At 63.9% G+C, this 16240-nt stretch carries 17 protein-coding genes; 10 read left to right on the plus strand and 7 right to left on the minus strand.

Features of this window, described 5'->3' with window-relative positions; genetic code table 11:
* Window positions 1-117 precede the first annotated feature (117 nt).
* From ACIOVF_RS22455 to ACIOVF_RS22465, 3 genes are all read left to right on the plus strand, one after another.
* Window positions 118-864 (plus strand): DUF2076 domain-containing protein, encoded by a 747-nt coding sequence (locus tag ACIOVF_RS22455; protein ID WP_093379231.1) that lies wholly within the window; start codon window positions 118-120, stop codon window positions 862-864.
* Between the two features lie 101 nt (window positions 865-965).
* The gene (locus ACIOVF_RS22460; protein WP_036996945.1) at window positions 966-1445 is read left to right on the plus strand and encodes an NYN domain-containing protein; all 480 of its coding nucleotides are present in this window, start codon (window positions 966-968) and stop codon (window positions 1443-1445) included.
* Between the two features lie 19 nt (window positions 1446-1464).
* Window positions 1465-2067, plus strand: a complete 603-nt coding sequence (locus ACIOVF_RS22465; RefSeq protein WP_401292560.1) for a PolC-type DNA polymerase III — start codon at window positions 1465-1467, stop codon at window positions 2065-2067.
* On the opposite strand, the gene ACIOVF_RS22470 is transcribed toward ACIOVF_RS22465, so the two are convergent.
* Window positions 2064-2522, minus strand: a complete 459-nt coding sequence (locus ACIOVF_RS22470; RefSeq protein ID WP_045199806.1) for an Lrp/AsnC family transcriptional regulator — start codon at window positions 2520-2522, stop codon at window positions 2064-2066. The genes ACIOVF_RS22465 and ACIOVF_RS22470 overlap by 4 nt on opposite strands.
* Before the next feature lie 153 nt (window positions 2523-2675).
* Between ACIOVF_RS22470 and yedA the strand changes: the two genes are divergently transcribed.
* The 3 genes from yedA (at window position 2676) to ACIOVF_RS22485 (ending at window position 5964) form a co-directional block, all read left to right on the plus strand.
* A complete protein-coding gene (yedA, locus tag ACIOVF_RS22475; RefSeq protein WP_401292563.1) occupies window positions 2676-3608 on the plus strand; it encodes a drug/metabolite exporter YedA in 933 nt (310 codons plus the stop codon).
* A 41-nt stretch (window positions 3609-3649) separates the two neighbouring features.
* Window positions 3650-4558, plus strand: coding sequence for a hypothetical protein (locus ACIOVF_RS22480; RefSeq protein ID WP_401292566.1), 909 nt, complete (start codon window positions 3650-3652; stop codon window positions 4556-4558).
* 74 nt (window positions 4559-4632) lie between these two features.
* Window positions 4633-5964: a DEAD/DEAH box helicase gene (locus ACIOVF_RS22485; protein ID WP_401292569.1), complete on the plus strand. Its 1332-nt coding sequence runs from the start codon at window positions 4633-4635 to the stop codon at window positions 5962-5964.
* A gap of 91 nt (window positions 5965-6055) precedes the next feature.
* Here the strand turns inward: ACIOVF_RS22485 and ACIOVF_RS22490 are convergent, their stop codons facing one another.
* On the minus strand, window positions 6056-7291 hold the full coding sequence (locus ACIOVF_RS22490; protein ID WP_401292572.1) for a TIGR03862 family flavoprotein: 1236 nt from the start codon (window positions 7289-7291) through the stop codon (window positions 6056-6058).
* Between the two features lie 149 nt (window positions 7292-7440).
* Window positions 7441-8355: a histone deacetylase gene (locus tag ACIOVF_RS22495; RefSeq protein WP_093379240.1), complete on the minus strand. Its 915-nt coding sequence runs from the start codon at window positions 8353-8355 to the stop codon at window positions 7441-7443.
* A 98-nt stretch (window positions 8356-8453) separates the two neighbouring features.
* On the opposite strand from ACIOVF_RS22495, the gene ACIOVF_RS22500 reads away from it, so the two are divergent.
* A complete protein-coding gene (locus tag ACIOVF_RS22500; RefSeq protein ID WP_123565145.1) occupies window positions 8454-8882 on the plus strand; it encodes an EamA family transporter in 429 nt (142 codons plus the stop codon).
* Here the strand turns inward: ACIOVF_RS22500 and ACIOVF_RS22505 are convergent.
* Window positions 8848-9696: a phosphatase PAP2 family protein gene (locus ACIOVF_RS22505; RefSeq protein ID WP_401292577.1), complete on the minus strand. Its 849-nt coding sequence runs from the start codon at window positions 9694-9696 to the stop codon at window positions 8848-8850. The genes ACIOVF_RS22500 and ACIOVF_RS22505 overlap by 35 nt on opposite strands.
* A 3-nt stretch (window positions 9697-9699) precedes the next feature.
* On the minus strand, window positions 9700-10392 hold the full coding sequence (locus ACIOVF_RS22510) for a histidine phosphatase family protein (RefSeq protein ID WP_195885078.1): 693 nt from the start codon (window positions 10390-10392) through the stop codon (window positions 9700-9702).
* 142 nt (window positions 10393-10534) lie between these two features.
* Here ACIOVF_RS22510 and ACIOVF_RS22515 point away from each other — a divergent pair, with 142 nt between their 5' ends.
* The 3 genes from ACIOVF_RS22515 to ACIOVF_RS22525 all read left to right on the plus strand — a co-directional run bounded on the left by ACIOVF_RS22515 (window position 10535) and on the right by ACIOVF_RS22525 (window position 12641).
* Window positions 10535-11104: a GNAT family N-acetyltransferase gene (locus ACIOVF_RS22515; RefSeq protein WP_123565148.1), complete on the plus strand. Its 570-nt coding sequence runs from the start codon at window positions 10535-10537 to the stop codon at window positions 11102-11104.
* A gap of 77 nt (window positions 11105-11181) precedes the next feature.
* Complete coding sequence (gene tesB / locus ACIOVF_RS22520; protein WP_045199789.1) at window positions 11182-12051, plus strand: acyl-CoA thioesterase II; 870 nt, start codon at window positions 11182-11184, stop codon at window positions 12049-12051.
* A complete protein-coding gene (locus ACIOVF_RS22525; RefSeq protein ID WP_093379258.1) occupies window positions 12048-12641 on the plus strand; it encodes an HAD family hydrolase in 594 nt (197 codons plus the stop codon). Before tesB ends, ACIOVF_RS22525 begins: the two co-directional genes overlap by 4 nt.
* 72 nt (window positions 12642-12713) lie before the next feature.
* On the opposite strand, the gene ACIOVF_RS22530 is transcribed toward ACIOVF_RS22525, so the two are convergent.
* Together ACIOVF_RS22530 and ACIOVF_RS22535 are read right to left on the minus strand one after the other, a co-directional pair.
* On the minus strand, window positions 12714-15185 hold the full coding sequence (locus tag ACIOVF_RS22530) for a TonB-dependent siderophore receptor (protein WP_401292582.1): 2472 nt from the start codon (window positions 15183-15185) through the stop codon (window positions 12714-12716).
* A gap of 106 nt (window positions 15186-15291) precedes the next feature.
* Window positions 15292-16239, minus strand: a complete 948-nt coding sequence (locus tag ACIOVF_RS22535) for a FecR domain-containing protein (RefSeq protein ID WP_258594982.1) — start codon at window positions 16237-16239, stop codon at window positions 15292-15294.
* Window position 16240 lies beyond the last annotated feature (1 nt).

A 16240-nucleotide genomic window follows, 5' to 3' on the forward strand; every position in this document is an offset into this window, starting at 1 on the left:
TTTAGCCCAGGCGCTGGCCAACCTGAAGAAAGTTTAATCCCGGCTTGTGTTGAATCTGGCGCCTCGGCACCCCATTTTACCGGTACCCGTTTTTCCGCTTTTGCAGTGAGGTTGCCCATGAACAGTGAAGAACAAACCCTGATCGACGGCCTGTTCGGTCGGCTCAAGCAGGCCGAAGATCCGGCCGTGCCGCGTGATGCCCAGGCCCAGGCGCGCATTGGCGAGCACCTGCAGCAGCAACCGGCGGCGCCTTACTACATGGCCCAGGCGATCCTGGTGCAGGAAGCGGCGCTCAAGCGCCTGGATGAACAGAACAAGCAACTGCAGGCCGAGCTCAAACAGGCCAAGGCCCAGGTGGCCGCTACCGCGCCGAGCAGCAGTGGCGGCTTCTTGTCGAGCATCTTCGGCAGCGGCACCCGCGACCCGCAGCCGGTGCAAAACCAGCCGGCGGCCAGCGCTCCTGCCAGTGGTGGCGGCTGGCGCGAACCTTCGCGCCCCTCGTTCAACCCGCCGGCCCAGCAGCAGGGCTTCAACGCAGCTCCCGCCCAGGCCCCGGCCCGCGGCGGTGCCAGCAGCTTCCTTGGTGGCGCGCTGCAAACTGCTGCAGGCGTGGCCGGCGGGGTGATGCTGGCCCAGGGCATCAGCAGCCTGTTCAACCATCACTCGCAACCTGAAGAGGTGGTCGAAGTGATCAAGGAAGAACCAGCACCCGCCAGCGATAGCGGCGGCTGGGGCAGCAACGACGAGCAGCGCCTGACCGCTGACAACGGCGGCTATGGCAACGACCAGGGCGGCTTCATCGACACCGACTACGGCAGCGATGATGGCGGCTTCTTCGGCGGCGACGACGACAGCTTCGTCTGACCGCGCTTACCCGCATGGCCCACGGGCTGGCATACTGGGCGCCGAAACGGCCCCGATGTGCGGCGGCCGGCAACAGCGCCGTGGCGCCATGAGGAAAAGCGGTGAAGAAGATCGCGGTATTCGCCGATGTGCAAAACCTCTACTACACCGTGCGCCAGGCCTACGGTTGCCACTTCAACTACGCGGCGCTGTGGGCCGATATCAGCCAGCACGGGCAGATCGTCGAGGCGGTGGCCTACGCCATCGACCGCGGCGACAGCAAGCAGCAGCAGTTTCAACAGATCCTGCGCAACCTCGGTTTCACGGTCAAACTCAAACCCTACATCCAGCGCAGCGACGGCTCGGCCAAGGGCGACTGGGACGTGGGCATCACCCTCGATGTGATCGATGCCGCCGCGCGGGTCGATGAGGTGGTGCTGGCCTCCGGCGACGGCGATTTCGACCTGCTGCTGGAACGGGTCATCAGCCGTCACGGCATTCAGGCCGTTGCCTATGGCGTGCCGGGGCTGACCGCCAACTCACTGATTCGCGCTGCTAGCCGATATGTGCCCATCGAGGGCAGCCTGCTGCTCAAGCATTAAGATTTTTGAGGTTGTCGTTTTGGAACGTATCGCTGTCATCGACTTTGAAACCACTGGCATTTCACCCGGCGCCGGTTGCCGCGCCACCGAAGTGGCGGTGGTCATGCTGGAACACGGGCGCATCGTCGAGCGCTACCAAAGCCTGATGAATGCCGGGGTACCGGTACCGGCGTTTGTCGCCGGCCTGACCGGTATCACCACCGCCATGCTGCGCAGCGCGCCGCCAATTGCCCGGGTGATGAACGAAGTAGCCGAGTTCGTTGGCGATACGCCGATGCTCGCCCACAACGCCTCGTTCGACCAGAAGTTCTGGGACTACGAGCTGGCGCAGATCGGCCGTAGCCGTAGTCAGCGTTTCGCCTGCTCGATGTTGCTGGCGCGGCGCCTGATGCCCTCGGCGCCAAACCACAAACTAGGCACCCTGACCCGCTGGGCCGGCCTGCCTGACACCGGCACCGCGCACCGGGCCATGGCCGATGCCGAAATGGCCGCCAACCTCGCCCAGCACCTGGCCGGACAATTGCGCCAGCAGGGCGTCAACGGCGTTTCCCACCAATTGTTCTGCAGCCTGCAGAAAGTCCCCGCGGCGAAGATCGGCGAAGCGCTGAAAACCTATCGCTAGGCCTTCTTGCCGTTGTGTTCCAGGTGGCCCAGCGGCAAGCGCCGTTCCACGGCGCTGGAGAGAATGATCGAGGTCTTGCTGAAGCCGAACCGGGCGACCCGGTTGATCAGCTCTTCGAGTTCCGGCATCGAACCCACTGCCGCCTGCATGATCACGCAGGGGTCGCCGGTCACCCGGTGGCACTCGGTCAGTTGCGGAATCTGCGTGAGTTCTTCGTAGGTTTGCTGGTTGCCATGGCTGGCCAGGCGCAGTTCGATCACGCACTGGATCGGCAGGCCGATCTTCTCCAGGTCGACCTTGGCCTGGTAGCCGGTAATCACCCCGCTGGCCTCAAGCTTGGCCACCCGTTCGGCCACCGCCGGAGCGGAGAGATTGACCTTGCGCGCGAGCTCGGCGAAGGAGGCGCGGCCGTTGTCCAGCAGGGCGCTGAGGAGCATGCGATCGTATTTGTCCATGGGTTTCCAGGGGCGGGTTGTTGATTCCAAGGCGCAAGGCCAAAAGATCCGTTGTTTCAAAAGTGTACGGTTCGTTTAAACAGGTTTTGTAACTTATGTTTACTGCGCTGCCTTTCTAAACTAACTGCCCGACACCCATAATTCGAGCCCCCCATGCCTGCCTCCCGTCGCTTCCCGTTAGTCTTGATCGGCGCCTTTCTCGCCTTGTACCTGGTCTGGGGCTCGACCTACCTGGTGATTCGCATCGGCGTCGAATCCTGGCCGCCGTTACTGATGGCCGGGGTGCGTTTCGTCATTGCCGGCTCCTTGCTCTACGGCTTTTTGCGCTGGCGCGGCGTGCCGGCGCCGACCTGGCCGCAATGGCGGGCGGCGGGCGTCATCGGTGTATTGCTGCTCAGTTGCGGTAACGGCGGCGTGACTCTGGCCGAGCACGCGGGCGTGGCCTCGGGCGTTGCGGCGCTGGCGGTGGCCACGGTGCCGCTGTTCACCTTGATGTTCGGCCTGCTCTGGGGCCATCGCAATACCCGTCTGGAATGGGCCGGGATTGTCCTCGGCCTGGTCGGCATCGGTTTGCTCAACCTGGGCTCCAACCTGCAGGCTAGCCCGGTCGGCGCCGCGTTGATCCTGTTTGCCGCCGCCTCCTGGGCCTTCGGTTCGGTGTGGAGCAAAAGTCTGCCGCTGCCCGCCGGGCCGATGGCCAGCGCCGCAGAAATGCTTGTCGGTGGCGTGGTCTTGCTGCTCGGCAGCGCCCTGAGTGGCGAACGCATGACCCAGATGCCTACCGCCGCTGGCTGGGGGGCGCTGGCCTATCTGGTGTTCTTCGGTTCGATCCTGGCCTTCAGCGCCTACATGTACCTGCTCAAGCATGTGCGCCCGGCCGCGGCCACCAGTTATGCCTACGTCAACCCGGCGGTGGCGGTGTTGCTGGGGATTGTTTTTGCCGGCGAGCAAATTGGTTTCGAGGAATGCGTGGCAATGGCGGTTATCATTGGCGCCGTTGTGCTGATCGGTGTGCCGCAGTGGCGCCGGCCGGCAGTGGAAAAAGCCAAAACTGTTGGCGAAGTGGAAGGTGAACTGTGTAAATGAAAGGACGTTTTGCCAGGAAGGCAGTGAAGATTTTTGCTTGTGTGGCCTTGCTCGTAATGGGCGTGGTGATGCTGTACGACGGTAAGCAGACCTTCATGACCCTGTATTTCCAGGAACCCATCTCTCTGGAAAACAGTTTCGAAATCGAGGCCGCCTATTTGCAGGCCGTGCGCCAAGCCATGGCCCCCTGGCCGATCCCGGCGGGCAAGCTGGAACTGCGCCTTGAGCCCGGCAACCGGCAGGCGTTGCAGGTGCGTTTTGCCAAGGATGCCCTGGACGCCGGGCAGCGTCAGCAACTGCGGGCGCTGTTCGAGTCATTCGAGCCTGCGCGGGAAGAGGTTCGGCCTACAGGCCGGCTGCTGGTCGACATGCGCCAGGCGCGCAAGGTGGGCCTGGGTGTTTACGACTTCGGCCCAGCGTCCGATGACGTCGTCGCACTCGGCGAGATGTCGTTGCCGCTGCACTTCAGCTTTCCTTCGCAAATCGATGTGCAGCTACGGCGCAATGATCAGGCGACTGCGCAAAAGCCGCAGGCCGATATGATCTGCGAGGCCAGCGCCAGGCTACATGGCGCCTTGCCCTTCGAGGTCACTGACTTCAATGTCAGTGGCGCCGATCTGCGCGGCGAGATGAAACTGCGCATGCCTAGCGGTGCAGAACTGCGGGCGCCGGCGCAGTTGTCGTTCGATGAGCAGCGATTGCTCGAGCGCCTGGAAATGGGCGATATGCGGGTGCGCATCCAGCGCCCGGAGACTACCGACCGACTGGTGTTCGAGTTCGGTAAGATTGGCACCGTCAGGGCCCAGCCTTACCTGTTTTTCATCCGTAGCGATCCCGAAGCATTCGCGGCATGTCGTGCGATTGCCTACCAGAGCGGCAGGCCGTTTTCGTTCTACCTGGGTGAAGGGCTCGATCGCCTGCTCAAGGTGCGCTTTGCACCGCAAGGCTGATAGCGATGGCGGCACGCGCCGGGCCTGAACAAGGTAAACTGCCGCCATTGCTGAATTCCCCTGACGGTATTGCCATGACTTTCGCCAAACTCGGCCTGATCGAACCCTTGCTGCGCGCGCTCGAGCGCCTGGACTACAACACCCCGACGCCGGTCCAGGCCCAGGCCATTCCTGCCGTACTGGCCGGCCGCGACCTGATGGCCGCCGCCCAGACCGGCACCGGCAAGACCGCAGGTTTTGCCTTGCCGCTGCTGCAACGCCTGACCCTGGAAGGGGCCAAGGTCGCCAGCAACTCGGTGCGCGCCCTGGTGCTGGTGCCGACCCGTGAACTGGCCGAACAGGTTCACGCCAACATTCGTGAGTACGCCGAGCACCTGCCGCTGAGCACCTATGCGGTGTACGGCGGGGTCAGCATCAACCCGCAGATGATGAAGCTGCGCAAGGGCATCGACCTGCTGGTGGCCACCCCGGGGCGGTTGCTCGACCTGTTCCGCCAGAACGCAGTCAAGTTCAATCAGCTGCAGGCGTTGGTGCTCGATGAAGCCGACCGCATGCTCGACCTGGGTTTTGCCGAAGAGTTGCGCGCGGTGTACGCCGCCTTGCCGGCACGCCGGCAAACCCTGCTGTTCTCGGCGACCTTTTCCGACGAGATCCGCCAACTGGCCGCGCAGACCCTCAATGACCCGCTGAGCATCGAAGTCAGCCCGCGCAATGTCACCGCCAGTACGGTCAAACAGTGGATCGTGCCGGTGGACAAGAAGCGCAAGCCGGAGCTGTTCAGCCACCTGATGCGCAAGCAGCGCTGGAAGCAGGTGCTGGTGTTCGCCAAGACCCGCAATGGCGTTGACCAGTTGGTCGAGCGCCTGCGTGGCCAGGGCGTCAATGCCGACGGCATTCATGGCGACAAGCCCCAGGCCACCCGCCAGCGTGCCCTGGACAGCTTCAAGGCCCGCGAGATCCAGATCCTGGTCGCCACCGATGTGGCGGCGCGCGGGCTGGACATCGACGACCTGCCGCTGGTGGTCAACTTCGACCTGCCGATCGTCGCCGAGGACTACATTCACCGCATCGGTCGTACCGGGCGCAAAGGCAATAGCGGTGAGGCGATTTCGCTGGTGTGCGCCGACGAAGTGCAGCTGCTGTCGGCGATTGAAACCCTGACCCGCAAGACCTTGCCACGCCACGAAGAGCCGGATTTCATTCCGGACCACAAGGTGCCGATGACCGATGCCAGCGGCCAGGTGCTGAAGAAGCCGAAAAAGCCGAAGAAGCCCAAGGAAAGCAGCAGCAAGCGCAGCCTCGGGCGCTGGATGGACAGCGCTGAAGCGCTAGCGGCAGCGCCGCAGGCCAAGCCGGTACGCAAGGTACCGGCGTTCAATACCGGGCCGCGCAAGCGCAAGCCCTGAAGACGCCATCGCGGGTCAAGCCCGCTCCTACAGAGGGCCGCGATAACCTGTGGGAGCCGGACTTGCCGGCGATGGAAGGCGAAGCCTTCCCTTAAGCCTTGAGCCAGTCCAGCAAGCCCAACCCGGCCTTGCGCCCACTGGCAAAACAGGCAGTCAGCAGATAGCCGCCGGTTGGCGCTTCCCAGTCGAGCATTTCACCGGCACAGAACACGCCGGGCACCTGCTTGAGCATCAAGCGCTGATCCAGTGCTTCGAAGGTTACTCCGCCGGCGCTGCTGATCGCTTCGTCCAGCGGGCGAGGGCGCACCAGGGTGATCGGCAAGGCCTTGATCGCCTGGGCCAGCAAGGCCGGGTCAGCAAAGGTCGGTTGATCGGTCTGCTCTCGCAACAACGCCGCCTTGACCCCGTCCAGCCCCAGTTGACTGTGCAGGTGCTTGGCCATTGAGCGCGAACCCCGCGGCTTAGCCAGGGCCTGCTGGATTTTATCCACAGGCCGGTTGGGCAGCAGGTCAACCAGCACCCTGGCGCTGCCATCGCGGTTGATCGCTTCGCGGATCTGCGCCGACCAGGCGTACACCAGGCTGCCTTCCAGCCCTTGGGCAGTGAGCACGCATTCGCCCAGGCGCGGCGCCTGGCCGGCAAGGCTCAGGGCGATGTTCTTCAGCGGCGCGCCGGCAAACTTGTCCTTGAGCAGCGCGCTCCAGCCCTCGACCTCGAAGCCGCTGTTGGCCGCCTGCAATGGCGCGATCTGCACGCCTTGCGCTTGCAGCCAGGGCAGCCAGGCCGCATCGGAGCCCAGGCGTGCCCAGCTGCCGCCGCCCAGCGCCAGCACGGTGGCGGTCGGCTTGAGCGCCAGCTCGCCCTGTGGATAAGCGATTCGCAAACTGCCATCGGCATTCCAGCCCAACCAGCGATGGCGGGTGTGGATAACGACCCCGGCATCGCGCAGGCGCTTGAGCCAGGCGCGCAAAAGTGGCGCGGCTTTCATGTCGCGGGGGAACACCCGGCCGGAACTGCCGACGAAGGTTTCGATGCCCAGGTCGTGAATCCACTGGCGCAGCACATCGGCATCGAAGCCTTCGAGCAGGCGGGCAACGTCTTGCGTGCGCTCGGCATAACGAGCGATGAATGCCGGGTAAGGCTCGGAGTGGGTGATGTTCATGCCACCGACCCCGGCCAGGAGAAACTTGCGCCCCACCGAGGGCATGGCGTCGTACAGCTCGACGGCGACCCCGGCCTGGCTCAGCACTTCGGCGGCCATCAACCCGGCCGGCCCGCCTCCGATAATGGCAACGTGTGGGCGGTCGGTGGTGCAAGTGTCGGTCATGGTCGGCTGCAAGCTGGAAAAAAGAGCCGGCATTCTACCTTAGCGCGGCGCCCGGAATCACTGATCAAAAAACGTACAGCGGCCTCAAGGCCCTGTGGTTAAAGGCCTTGAGGGGCTTTCCCGCAGGTTATCCACAGGCGGTTCCACAGTCATTGTGAGTAACCCAGCACACGGCTGGCGCTGTGGTGCAGTATGCCGTGGCGGCGGGCGAGGGCCTCGCGGTCCTTGCTGTAGCCACCGCCAATCACCCCAACCACCGGAATGTCCCGGCCCAGGCAGTGGCGCAGCACGCTTTGGTCACGGGCGGCGACGCCTTCATCGGTCAGTTGCAGATAACCCAGGGCGTCGTCCTTGTGCACATCGACCCCGGCGTCGTACAGCACCAGGTCCGGGCGGTACAGCGGCAACAGGTAGTTGAGCGCGTCATCGACCACCTTCAGGTACGCCTGGTCGCCCATGCCGCGCGGTAGAGGGATGTCCCAGTCGCTTTCGGCCTTGCGCGCGGGGAAGTTCTGCTCGCAATGCAGCGATACGGTGATCGCGTCCGGGGTGTCATGGAGGATGCGCGCGGTACCGTCGCCCTGGTGCACGTCGCAATCGAAGATCAGCACCTTGTGCACCCGCCCGGCGGCGAGCAGGTAATGGCTGATCACCGCCAGGTCATTGAAGATGCAAAAGCCGGCCGGGTGATCGTAATGGGCGTGATGGGTGCCACCGGCCAGGTGACAGGCGATGCCATGCTCCAGCGCCTGCTCGGCTGCCAGCAGCGAGCCGCCGACCGCGCGCACGGTACGCCGCGCCAGGGCTTCGCTCCAGGGCAAGCCAAGGCGGCGCTGGTCTTCGCGCGACAGCTCGCCGTTCATGTAGCGCTCGATATAGGTGCGGTCATGGGCCAGGGCGAGGATGTCGTTGGGGCAAACCTCGGGGCGTAGCAACGCCGCGTCGGTAGTCAGGCCGCTGGCGACCAGGTGGTCGCGCAACAGGCGGAACTTGTCCATCGGAAAGCGGTGCTCGGCGGGAAACTCCGGGCTGTAGTCGTCGTGGTAGATCAGCGGCAGCGGCATGGCAGGGTCTTGAGCGAGACAGAAGCTGATCTTGCCAGTTACCAAGGCCGTTACGCCAGCTTCTACAATGAGTAGCAATCCCTTGCACAGGCGTACTTATGGTGTTGGCTTCATGGACTTTCTGGGCGGTGTTATCCGCCGTGTTCGCCGCGTTGACCGCGATCTTCGCCAAGGTCGGCATCAGCGGCATCAACTCCGACTTCGCTACCTTGCTGCGTACGGTGGTGGTGCTGATCAGCCTGGCGCTGATTCTGTATGCCACCGGCCAGTACCAGTCGCTGAGTTCGATCCCGGCCCGCAGCTATCTGTTTCTGGTGTTGTCGGGGCTGGCCACCGGCGCCTCATGGATCTGTTACTTCCGAGCCCTGCAGTTGGGCCAGGCGTCACAGGTGGCGCCTGTGGATAAACTCAGCGTGGTGCTGGTGGCGGTACTTGGCGTAACCCTGTTGGGCGAGCGGCTTGACTTGCGCCAGTGGGCCGGCATCAGCCTGGTCACTCTGGGCGTAGTGATGCTGGCGTGGCGTTGATCAACGCCGGCGTGCGTGCTCTGGTCGCCACCCGCGCGGGAGCCTGTAATGCCAGCCGGCCGTAAAAGAACAGTGCTGTCAGCCAGGTCGTCAGCCAGACGAAAATCCCTGCCCAGAAGGTGTGCGACATATAGTGCCAGCCCTGCAGCACGCGGGTGGTGCCAAACACCAGCCCCAGCAACAACACCGCCACCAGCAGTTTACGCGCATGCGCCCAGCGATGGCGTCGGGCAACGAAGTACAGCGCCAGCAAGGTAAAGCCGCTGGAGGCGTGGCCACCCGGCCAGCAACGCCCGGCACCGGCCTTGTCCAGCCAGCTGAAGTTCTCGAACCATTCCTGGCGCAGCTCGCTGCCGCCGTACAGGGTGGTCTCCACCGGGCAGTACACGCTGGTGTGGCTTTTCAGGTAATGGATGACCGTGGTGCTCAGGGCGAAGGCCACCACCACGAACAACAAGTCGCGACGGTAGCGGGTGGTCAAGCGCAGCACCGCAGCGATACGCCAGGTGTTCAACATGCGGCTGGCAGTGGACTGTGGATAAGCGGCAAAGCGTGGCCAGATAAACGACAACAGCGAGCCGATGACTGCCAGCTCGCCGGTCCAGTTCGGCAAGATGCGCGGCCACTTGTGGGTCGCTTTCTCGAACCATTGGTTGTGCAGCAGCGGGAACTGGCCGCTGGCCGGGTCGAGCAGCAGGTTGCTGATCAGCCGGTCGAGGCTGGTGAGGTCGAACAGCAAAAAAACCACGGCAGCCAGCAGCAGCGGCAAACCCAGGTTGGTCAGATAGAAGTCGCGGCGAGAGGGGCCCGGCATGCTTTACATTCCTGCGCTGGCGACAAGTTTGCGCCATTCATTGGCGTTCATCTGCCCGAGAATCCGCGCCTTGCCGTTGCTGCCCATGGACACGAACAAGGCACTGGCATAGGCGCTGGAGCGTTCACCACCGGGCACATTCAACTGCCGCTCAAGATGATCGATGCAACCACTGTGGGTGACCAGCACCAGGTTATGGTCGGCGCGCTTGTGCTTGAAGGCGGCATCGGCAAAACCCTTGTCGCATTGCTTGAGCCAGTCCTCGCTGGCGATCGCCTTGCCGAACATGAAGTGCGCAGTTTGCTGGGTGCGCACCTCCGGGCTGCTCAGCACCTGAGCGTTGTTCAGGCCCAGGCGCTGGATGCCGTTACCGACGTCGCTGGCCGCCTGGCTACCCTCGAGGGTAATGCCGCTGGGGTCGCCCAGGCAGCGGTTGTGCGAACGGTCGCAACGTTCGGCATGGCGGATCAGGACGATGACCGCGCCCTTGGCCCATTCGCTGTAAACACCACTGTTGTGCATCTGATTGTCGCTGCCCAGGTCCACGATCGGTGTCCTCGATGTCCACCACAGTGCAAGGATGACCAGGGCGAGCAGGAGGCCCAGCCCGGTCAGCGGTTGGCGCCAGGGAGCGCCGCGTCGTCGCTGGGTGGCAGTGCTGGCGGTAAGCGCAGGCGTCAGGTGGGAAGATGACATAGGACCACTTCAGGCAGGTTCAAGAGTGAACGCACTGTAGAAAAGGTCAGGTTCAGAACCAGTGAAAGGGATGTGAAAAATAGCTTGGAGCTGAGGTTGTTACCTACGCTATAAACAGCAGGCTGTGGATAAGGAGCCGAGCATGACCCCGATATTGCAACTGGAAAGCGCACGGTTGCTGTTGCGCCAATGGCAGGATGACGACCTCAGGGAGTTCGCCGCGATGTGCGCCGACCCGCAGGTCATGCGTTACTTTCCTGCACCCTTGACCCGGGTCGAGAGCGCTGCGCTGATCGGCCGGATTCGCGGCCACTTCAATGAATACGGCTTTGGCCTGTGGGCCCTGGAGCGCAAGGACACCGGCGCCTTTATCGGCATGACCGGCCTGCTCAACGTGAGTTTTGCCGCCGATTTTACCCCGGCGGTGGAGATCGGCTGGCGCCTGGCCCGGCGCCACTGGGGGCTGGGTTTTGCCAGTGAAGCGGCCTGGACCAGCCTGCGCTGCGCCTTCGCTCAACTGGGCCTGGAACAGGTGGTGTCGTTCACCACCAAGAGCAACCTGCCATCGCAAAAAGTCATGCAGGCCATCGGCATGCAGCAGGACCTGGCCGGCAGCTTCGAACACCCCAGGCTAGAGCCAGGCGACCCTTTGCGAGCGCACGTGTTGTACCGCATCGACCGCGCCCAGTGGCAGGCCACCCTGCGCGGCTGAATTGCACAACATACGGGCCGGCAATGACAAACCCTGTATTATTTGCCGCAGTTGCGCATTGCCTTGGAGAATCTTGAATGAGCCACGTGTTGGACGATCTGGTTGACCTGTTGAGCCTGGAATCGATCGAGGAAAACCTGTTCCGCGGGCGAAGCCAGGACCTGGGCTTTCGTCAGTTGTACGGTGGGCAGGTACTGGGCCAGTCGCTGTCGGCGGCCAGCCAGACGGTCGAGGAGGCGCGCCACGTGCACTCGCTGCACGGCTACTTCCTGCGCCCGGGCGACGCCAGCATGCCGGTGGTCTATTCGGTCGACCGCGTACGCGATGGTGGCAGTTTCAGCACCCGGCGGGTGACGGCGATCCAGAAGGGCAAGACCATCTTCACCTGCAGCGCCTCGTTCCAGTACGACGAGGAAGGCTTCGAGCACCAGAGCCAGATGCCCAAGGTGGTCGGCCCGGAAAACCTGCCGTCGGAAGTCGAGCTGGCCAAGCGCATGGCCGATCGCCTGCCTGAAGCCATTCGCGACAAGATGCTCTGCGCCAAGCCGATCGAAATGCGTCCGGTAACTGCCGAGGATCCGTTCAACCCCAAGCCCGGCGAGCCAGTCAAGTACGTCTGGTTCCGTGCTGACGGCAACCTGCCGGACGTGCCGGCGCTGCACAAGTACATGCTCGCTTATGCCTCGGATTTTGGCCTGTTGACCACCTCGCTGCTGCCCCATGGCAAATCGGTGTGGCACAAGGACATGCAGATCGCCAGCCTCGACCACGCGCTGTGGTTCCACGGCAACCTGCGCGCCGACCAGTGGCTGCTGTACGCCATGGACAGCCCGTGGGCCGGCAATGCCCGTGGTTTTGCCCGCGGCAACATCTACAACCAGGCCGGGCAACTGGTGGCCTCGTCGTGCCAGGAAGGCCTGATTCGTCATCGCCAGGACTGGCAATGAGCCTGCAGCAGATTCGCCACTGGGTGTTCGACATGGACGGCACCCTGACCGTTGCCGTGCATGATTTTGCCGCGATCAAGGTGGCGCTGGAAATTCCCCAGACCCACGACATCCTCACCCACCTGGCGGCCCTGCCGGCCGATGAAGCCGCAGCCAAGCACGCCTGGTTGCTGGAGCATGAACGTGAGCTGGCGATTGGTTCACGCCCGGCTACCGGTGCCGTGGAGCTGGTCCGCGAGCTGGCGGCGCGCGGTTGCCAGCTGGGTATCCTTACCCGCAATGCCCGGGAGCTTGCGCATATCACCCTTGAGGCAATCGGCCTGGCCGACTGCTTTGCCGTCGAGCACGTGGTCGGGCGTGATGAAGCACCGCCCAAGCCACACCCTGGCGGCTTGCTGAAGCTGGCCGACGCCTGGGCGGTGGCGCCGAGCGAGATGGTCATGGTCGGCGACTACCGCTTTGACCTGGACTGCGGCCGGGCGGCGGGGGCGCGGACGATTCTGGTGAACCTGCCGGATAACCCCTGGCCAGAGCTGGCCGACTGGCATGCAGCGGATTGCCGGGCGTTGCAGGTGATGCTCGACAATTGAGTTGAATTCATCGCGAGTCCAGCCCGCTCCTACATTCGGTGTGCAGGAGCGGGCTTGCCCCGCGATGGGGCCTCAGAACTCCCAGCGCGTCGTCAGCATCACATTGCGCGGATCACCGTAGTAGGTGGTGTCGAAGTTGCCCAGCCCGGTCAGGTAGCGCTTGTCGAAGACGTTGTTGGCATTGACCGTGAAGCTCAGCTGCTCGTTGTATTGATAACGGGTCATCAGATCGACCAGGGTATAGCCGCCTTGCTTGATGAAGCTGTAATCCTCGATCGAGCGGTTGTAGATCTTGCCGTAGAACGCGCTCTGCCAGTTGATTCCACCCCCCACTGTCACCTTGTCCAGCACCCCCGGCAGGCGGTAGGTGGTGAACAGCCGCACCAGGTGTTCAGGTTTGCTGGTGCTCATCGGGAAGCCATAGATACGCTGCTCGTCGGCATCGCGTGAACGCGCGTAGGTATAGCCGGCCGAGAGATTCCAGCCTTCCTGCAGCTCACCGGCCACTTCCAGCTCGATGCCCTGGGTGGTGGCGCCGCTAGTGGCCTTGTAGATGCCCTCGTTGGTCGCAGGGTTGGTGCCGATCGACTCGGCAACGTTGTCCTGCTCGATGCGAAACAGCGCCAGGCTGGCGTTGAGCTTGCCGTCGAAGTAGGCCGCTTTCAGGCCGGTTTCGTAGCTGTCGCCTTCGACCGGGTCGAGGGTGGCACCGTTGCTGTCCTTGTTGCTCTGTGGCTGGTAGATCGAGGTGTAGCTGGCGTACACCGAGTAGGTGTCGTTCAGGTCATAGACCACTCCGGCGTAGGGCGTGACCACGCCGTGTTGCTTGTAGCTGGCCTGGCTGTCGGCAAAGTTCGGGTTCAGGCCGTCGTAGTCGTAATTGTCGCTGTACTTGAAGGTGCTGACCCGGGTGCCGAGGATGACTGAAAAGTCATCGGTCGGGTGCAGGCGGGTGGCGATGTAGGCGCCGTTCTGGCTCTTCTTCTGTTCGTACTTGCCGTTTTTCGGGAAGTCCGGCACGCCGATGTGACCGTCCCAGTCAAAGATGCTGCCGGGCACCGTGCCAAATTCGCCGGTGTCCCAGGTGGTGCCGGTCTGGCGCGAATGGTTGGTGTCAAGGCCGACGACCAGGTCGTGCTGGCGGCCGAACAGGGTGAACGGGCCGGAGATATTCAGGTCGGCACTGTTCTGCACCCGGTGGCCTTCCCAGCGGCCCCAGAAAAAGTACATGCCGTCACCATTGCGATCCGGCGCGCCACCGCTGGCCGAGGCCAGGCGGGTGTCGTGATCGCTCTGCAACTGGTTGACGCTGAGCTTGAGCGACCAGTCGTTGGCCAGCGCCTGTTCCAGCGAGGCGAAGTAGGTGCGGTTCTGGAAGTCGCGGCGGCTCCAGTCGGCGCCCGGGTTGAACGAGCGGGAGAAGTCAGTGCGACCGCCGTCGGTGTAGTACACCGGGTTGCCGGTCCAGGAGCTGCCGCGCGGGGTGGTGGTCTGCTGGTCGATACCGACGGTCAGCAGGGTATCCGGGGTGATGTCGGCCTCGAGGATGCCGTAGTACACCTCTTTGTTCTGCTGGTAATGGTCCTGGTAGCCCTTCTTGTCCTGCTGGGCGCTGACGAAGCGCCCACGCACGCTACCGCTGCTGTTGATCGGGCCGGAGACATCGACTTCGCCGCGGTAGTTGTCCCAGCTGCCGGCACTGCCGGTGAGCGAGCCCTGGAACTGCGCGGTCGGTTTCTTGCGGATCAGGTTGACCGTGGCCGACGGGTCGCCGGAGCCGGTCATCAGGCCGGTGGCGCCCTTGAGCACCTCCACACGGTCATAGATCGACATGTCGACATGCGCGGTACCTTCACCGTACACCCCGTCATACACGGTGTTGACGCCGTCGTACTGGTAGTTGGTGATCACCAGGCCGCGGCTGGTGAACTCGGTGCGGTCGCTGTCATAGGTTTGCGCCGAGACGCCGGGGGTATTGCGCAGCACATCAGAAATACTCTGGGCGCCCTGATCGTCCATCTGCTGGCGGGTAACCACGGTGATGGTTTGTGGCGTCTCGCGGATCGACAACGGCAGCTTGGTCGCAGTACGGGTCGCTGCGGTAGTGTAGGAATGCGTACCCTCGGTGGTTTCACCCAGGCCTTGAGCATTGATGCTGGTGGCGCCCAGTTCCATCGCCGCGCCAGTATTGGCGGGCACCAGCACGTAGCCGCCGTTGGACTGACGCTGGGCCTGCAGGCCGGTGCCGCTGAGCAGGCGCGCCAGGCCTTCCTCGACCGAGTAGGTGCCGTGCAGGCCGGCCGACTGCTGGCCTTGAGTCTGGCGGGCATCGAACGACAGGGTGATGTTGGCGCGGGTGGCGAACAGGCTCAGGGTAGTGCCCAGCGGGCCCGGGGCGATCTGGAACTGGGTGCTGGCGCTTTGCGCCATGGCCTGGGCCGGCAGCAGCGCGAGCAGCGGCAACGGTGCCAGGGTCAGGCCGAACAGCGCCAGGTGGACAGCGCGAACCAGCGGGCGAGGGGCGCGCGGACAAGTCGGGGTCATGCAGGATTTCCTTCGATTGGCTGGGCAGAGGGGCGGTCGAAATTTGCCGCTTTAACTGCGTAGCCGAATGAGAATGAAAATCGGCAACCCTTTGTACGAAATTTCTTCAGACAGCTTCAATGCTGACCCAGTAGCGAGTCATGTAACGCACCCTGACCGGCAACGACACGCCGAGGTTTTCCAGAATCGTGTCGGTGTCGTCGATGCGAAACGCACCTGACAGGCGCAGGTCAGCGATGCCCTCGGCGCAGCGCAGCACGCCGGGGCGGTAGCGGCGCAGTTCGCTGATGAAATCGGCCAGGCGCCATTCGATCACGGTCAGCATGCCCTGGGTCCAGGCGCCGGTGCCGGGCAGGGCGGTGCTGGCGGCAGCAATCTGCGTGCGGTTGAAGCTGACGCTTTGCCCGGCCTCCAGGCGCAGCATCAGCAGCGGCTGGTCGAGCGGGCGCACCTGTACCGCATGTTCGAGCACGCTGACCCGGCTCAGGCCATTGTCGCTACGCACGTTGAAGCGCGTGCCGAGGGCGCGCACCCGGCCTTCGGCGGTTTCGACCATGAACGGGCGCGCCGCGCTGTCAGGGGCGGTTTGCACCATGATCTCACCACTGTACAGGCGCAGCAGGCGTTGCTGGCTGTCGTAGCGGATATCCACGGCACTGTCGGTGTTCAGTTCAAGCTGGCTGCCATCGTCCAGACGCACCTGGCGGCGCTGGCCCTTGCCGGTGCGCAGTTCGGCCATCCACGCCTGGCCCGGTGTACTTTGCTGTACCGCCCAGCCGGTTGCGCCAACGGCCATGAGCAGCGCCAGGGTCTTGAGCACGGCGCGGCGCCGGGCGCGCACGCCGGCAAGCGTCGGCAGGGCGACATCAGCGGGCAGCCGGCCCAGTTGGCGCTGCAGCTTTTCGACCCGCGCCCAGGCCTGGGCATGGGCCTGGTTCTTGCCCAACCAGTCTTGCCAGGCCTGCAACTGCGCAGCGCTGGGCGGCGCGGCGTTGAGCTGCACGTACCAGGTGGCGGCAGCTTCGAGGGTGCGATAGTCCAGCGGCTGGGCCATG

It is taken from the genome of Pseudomonas sp. NPDC087612, assembly GCF_044743505.1.
Classification (GTDB): Bacteria; Pseudomonadota; Gammaproteobacteria; order Pseudomonadales; family Pseudomonadaceae; genus Aquipseudomonas.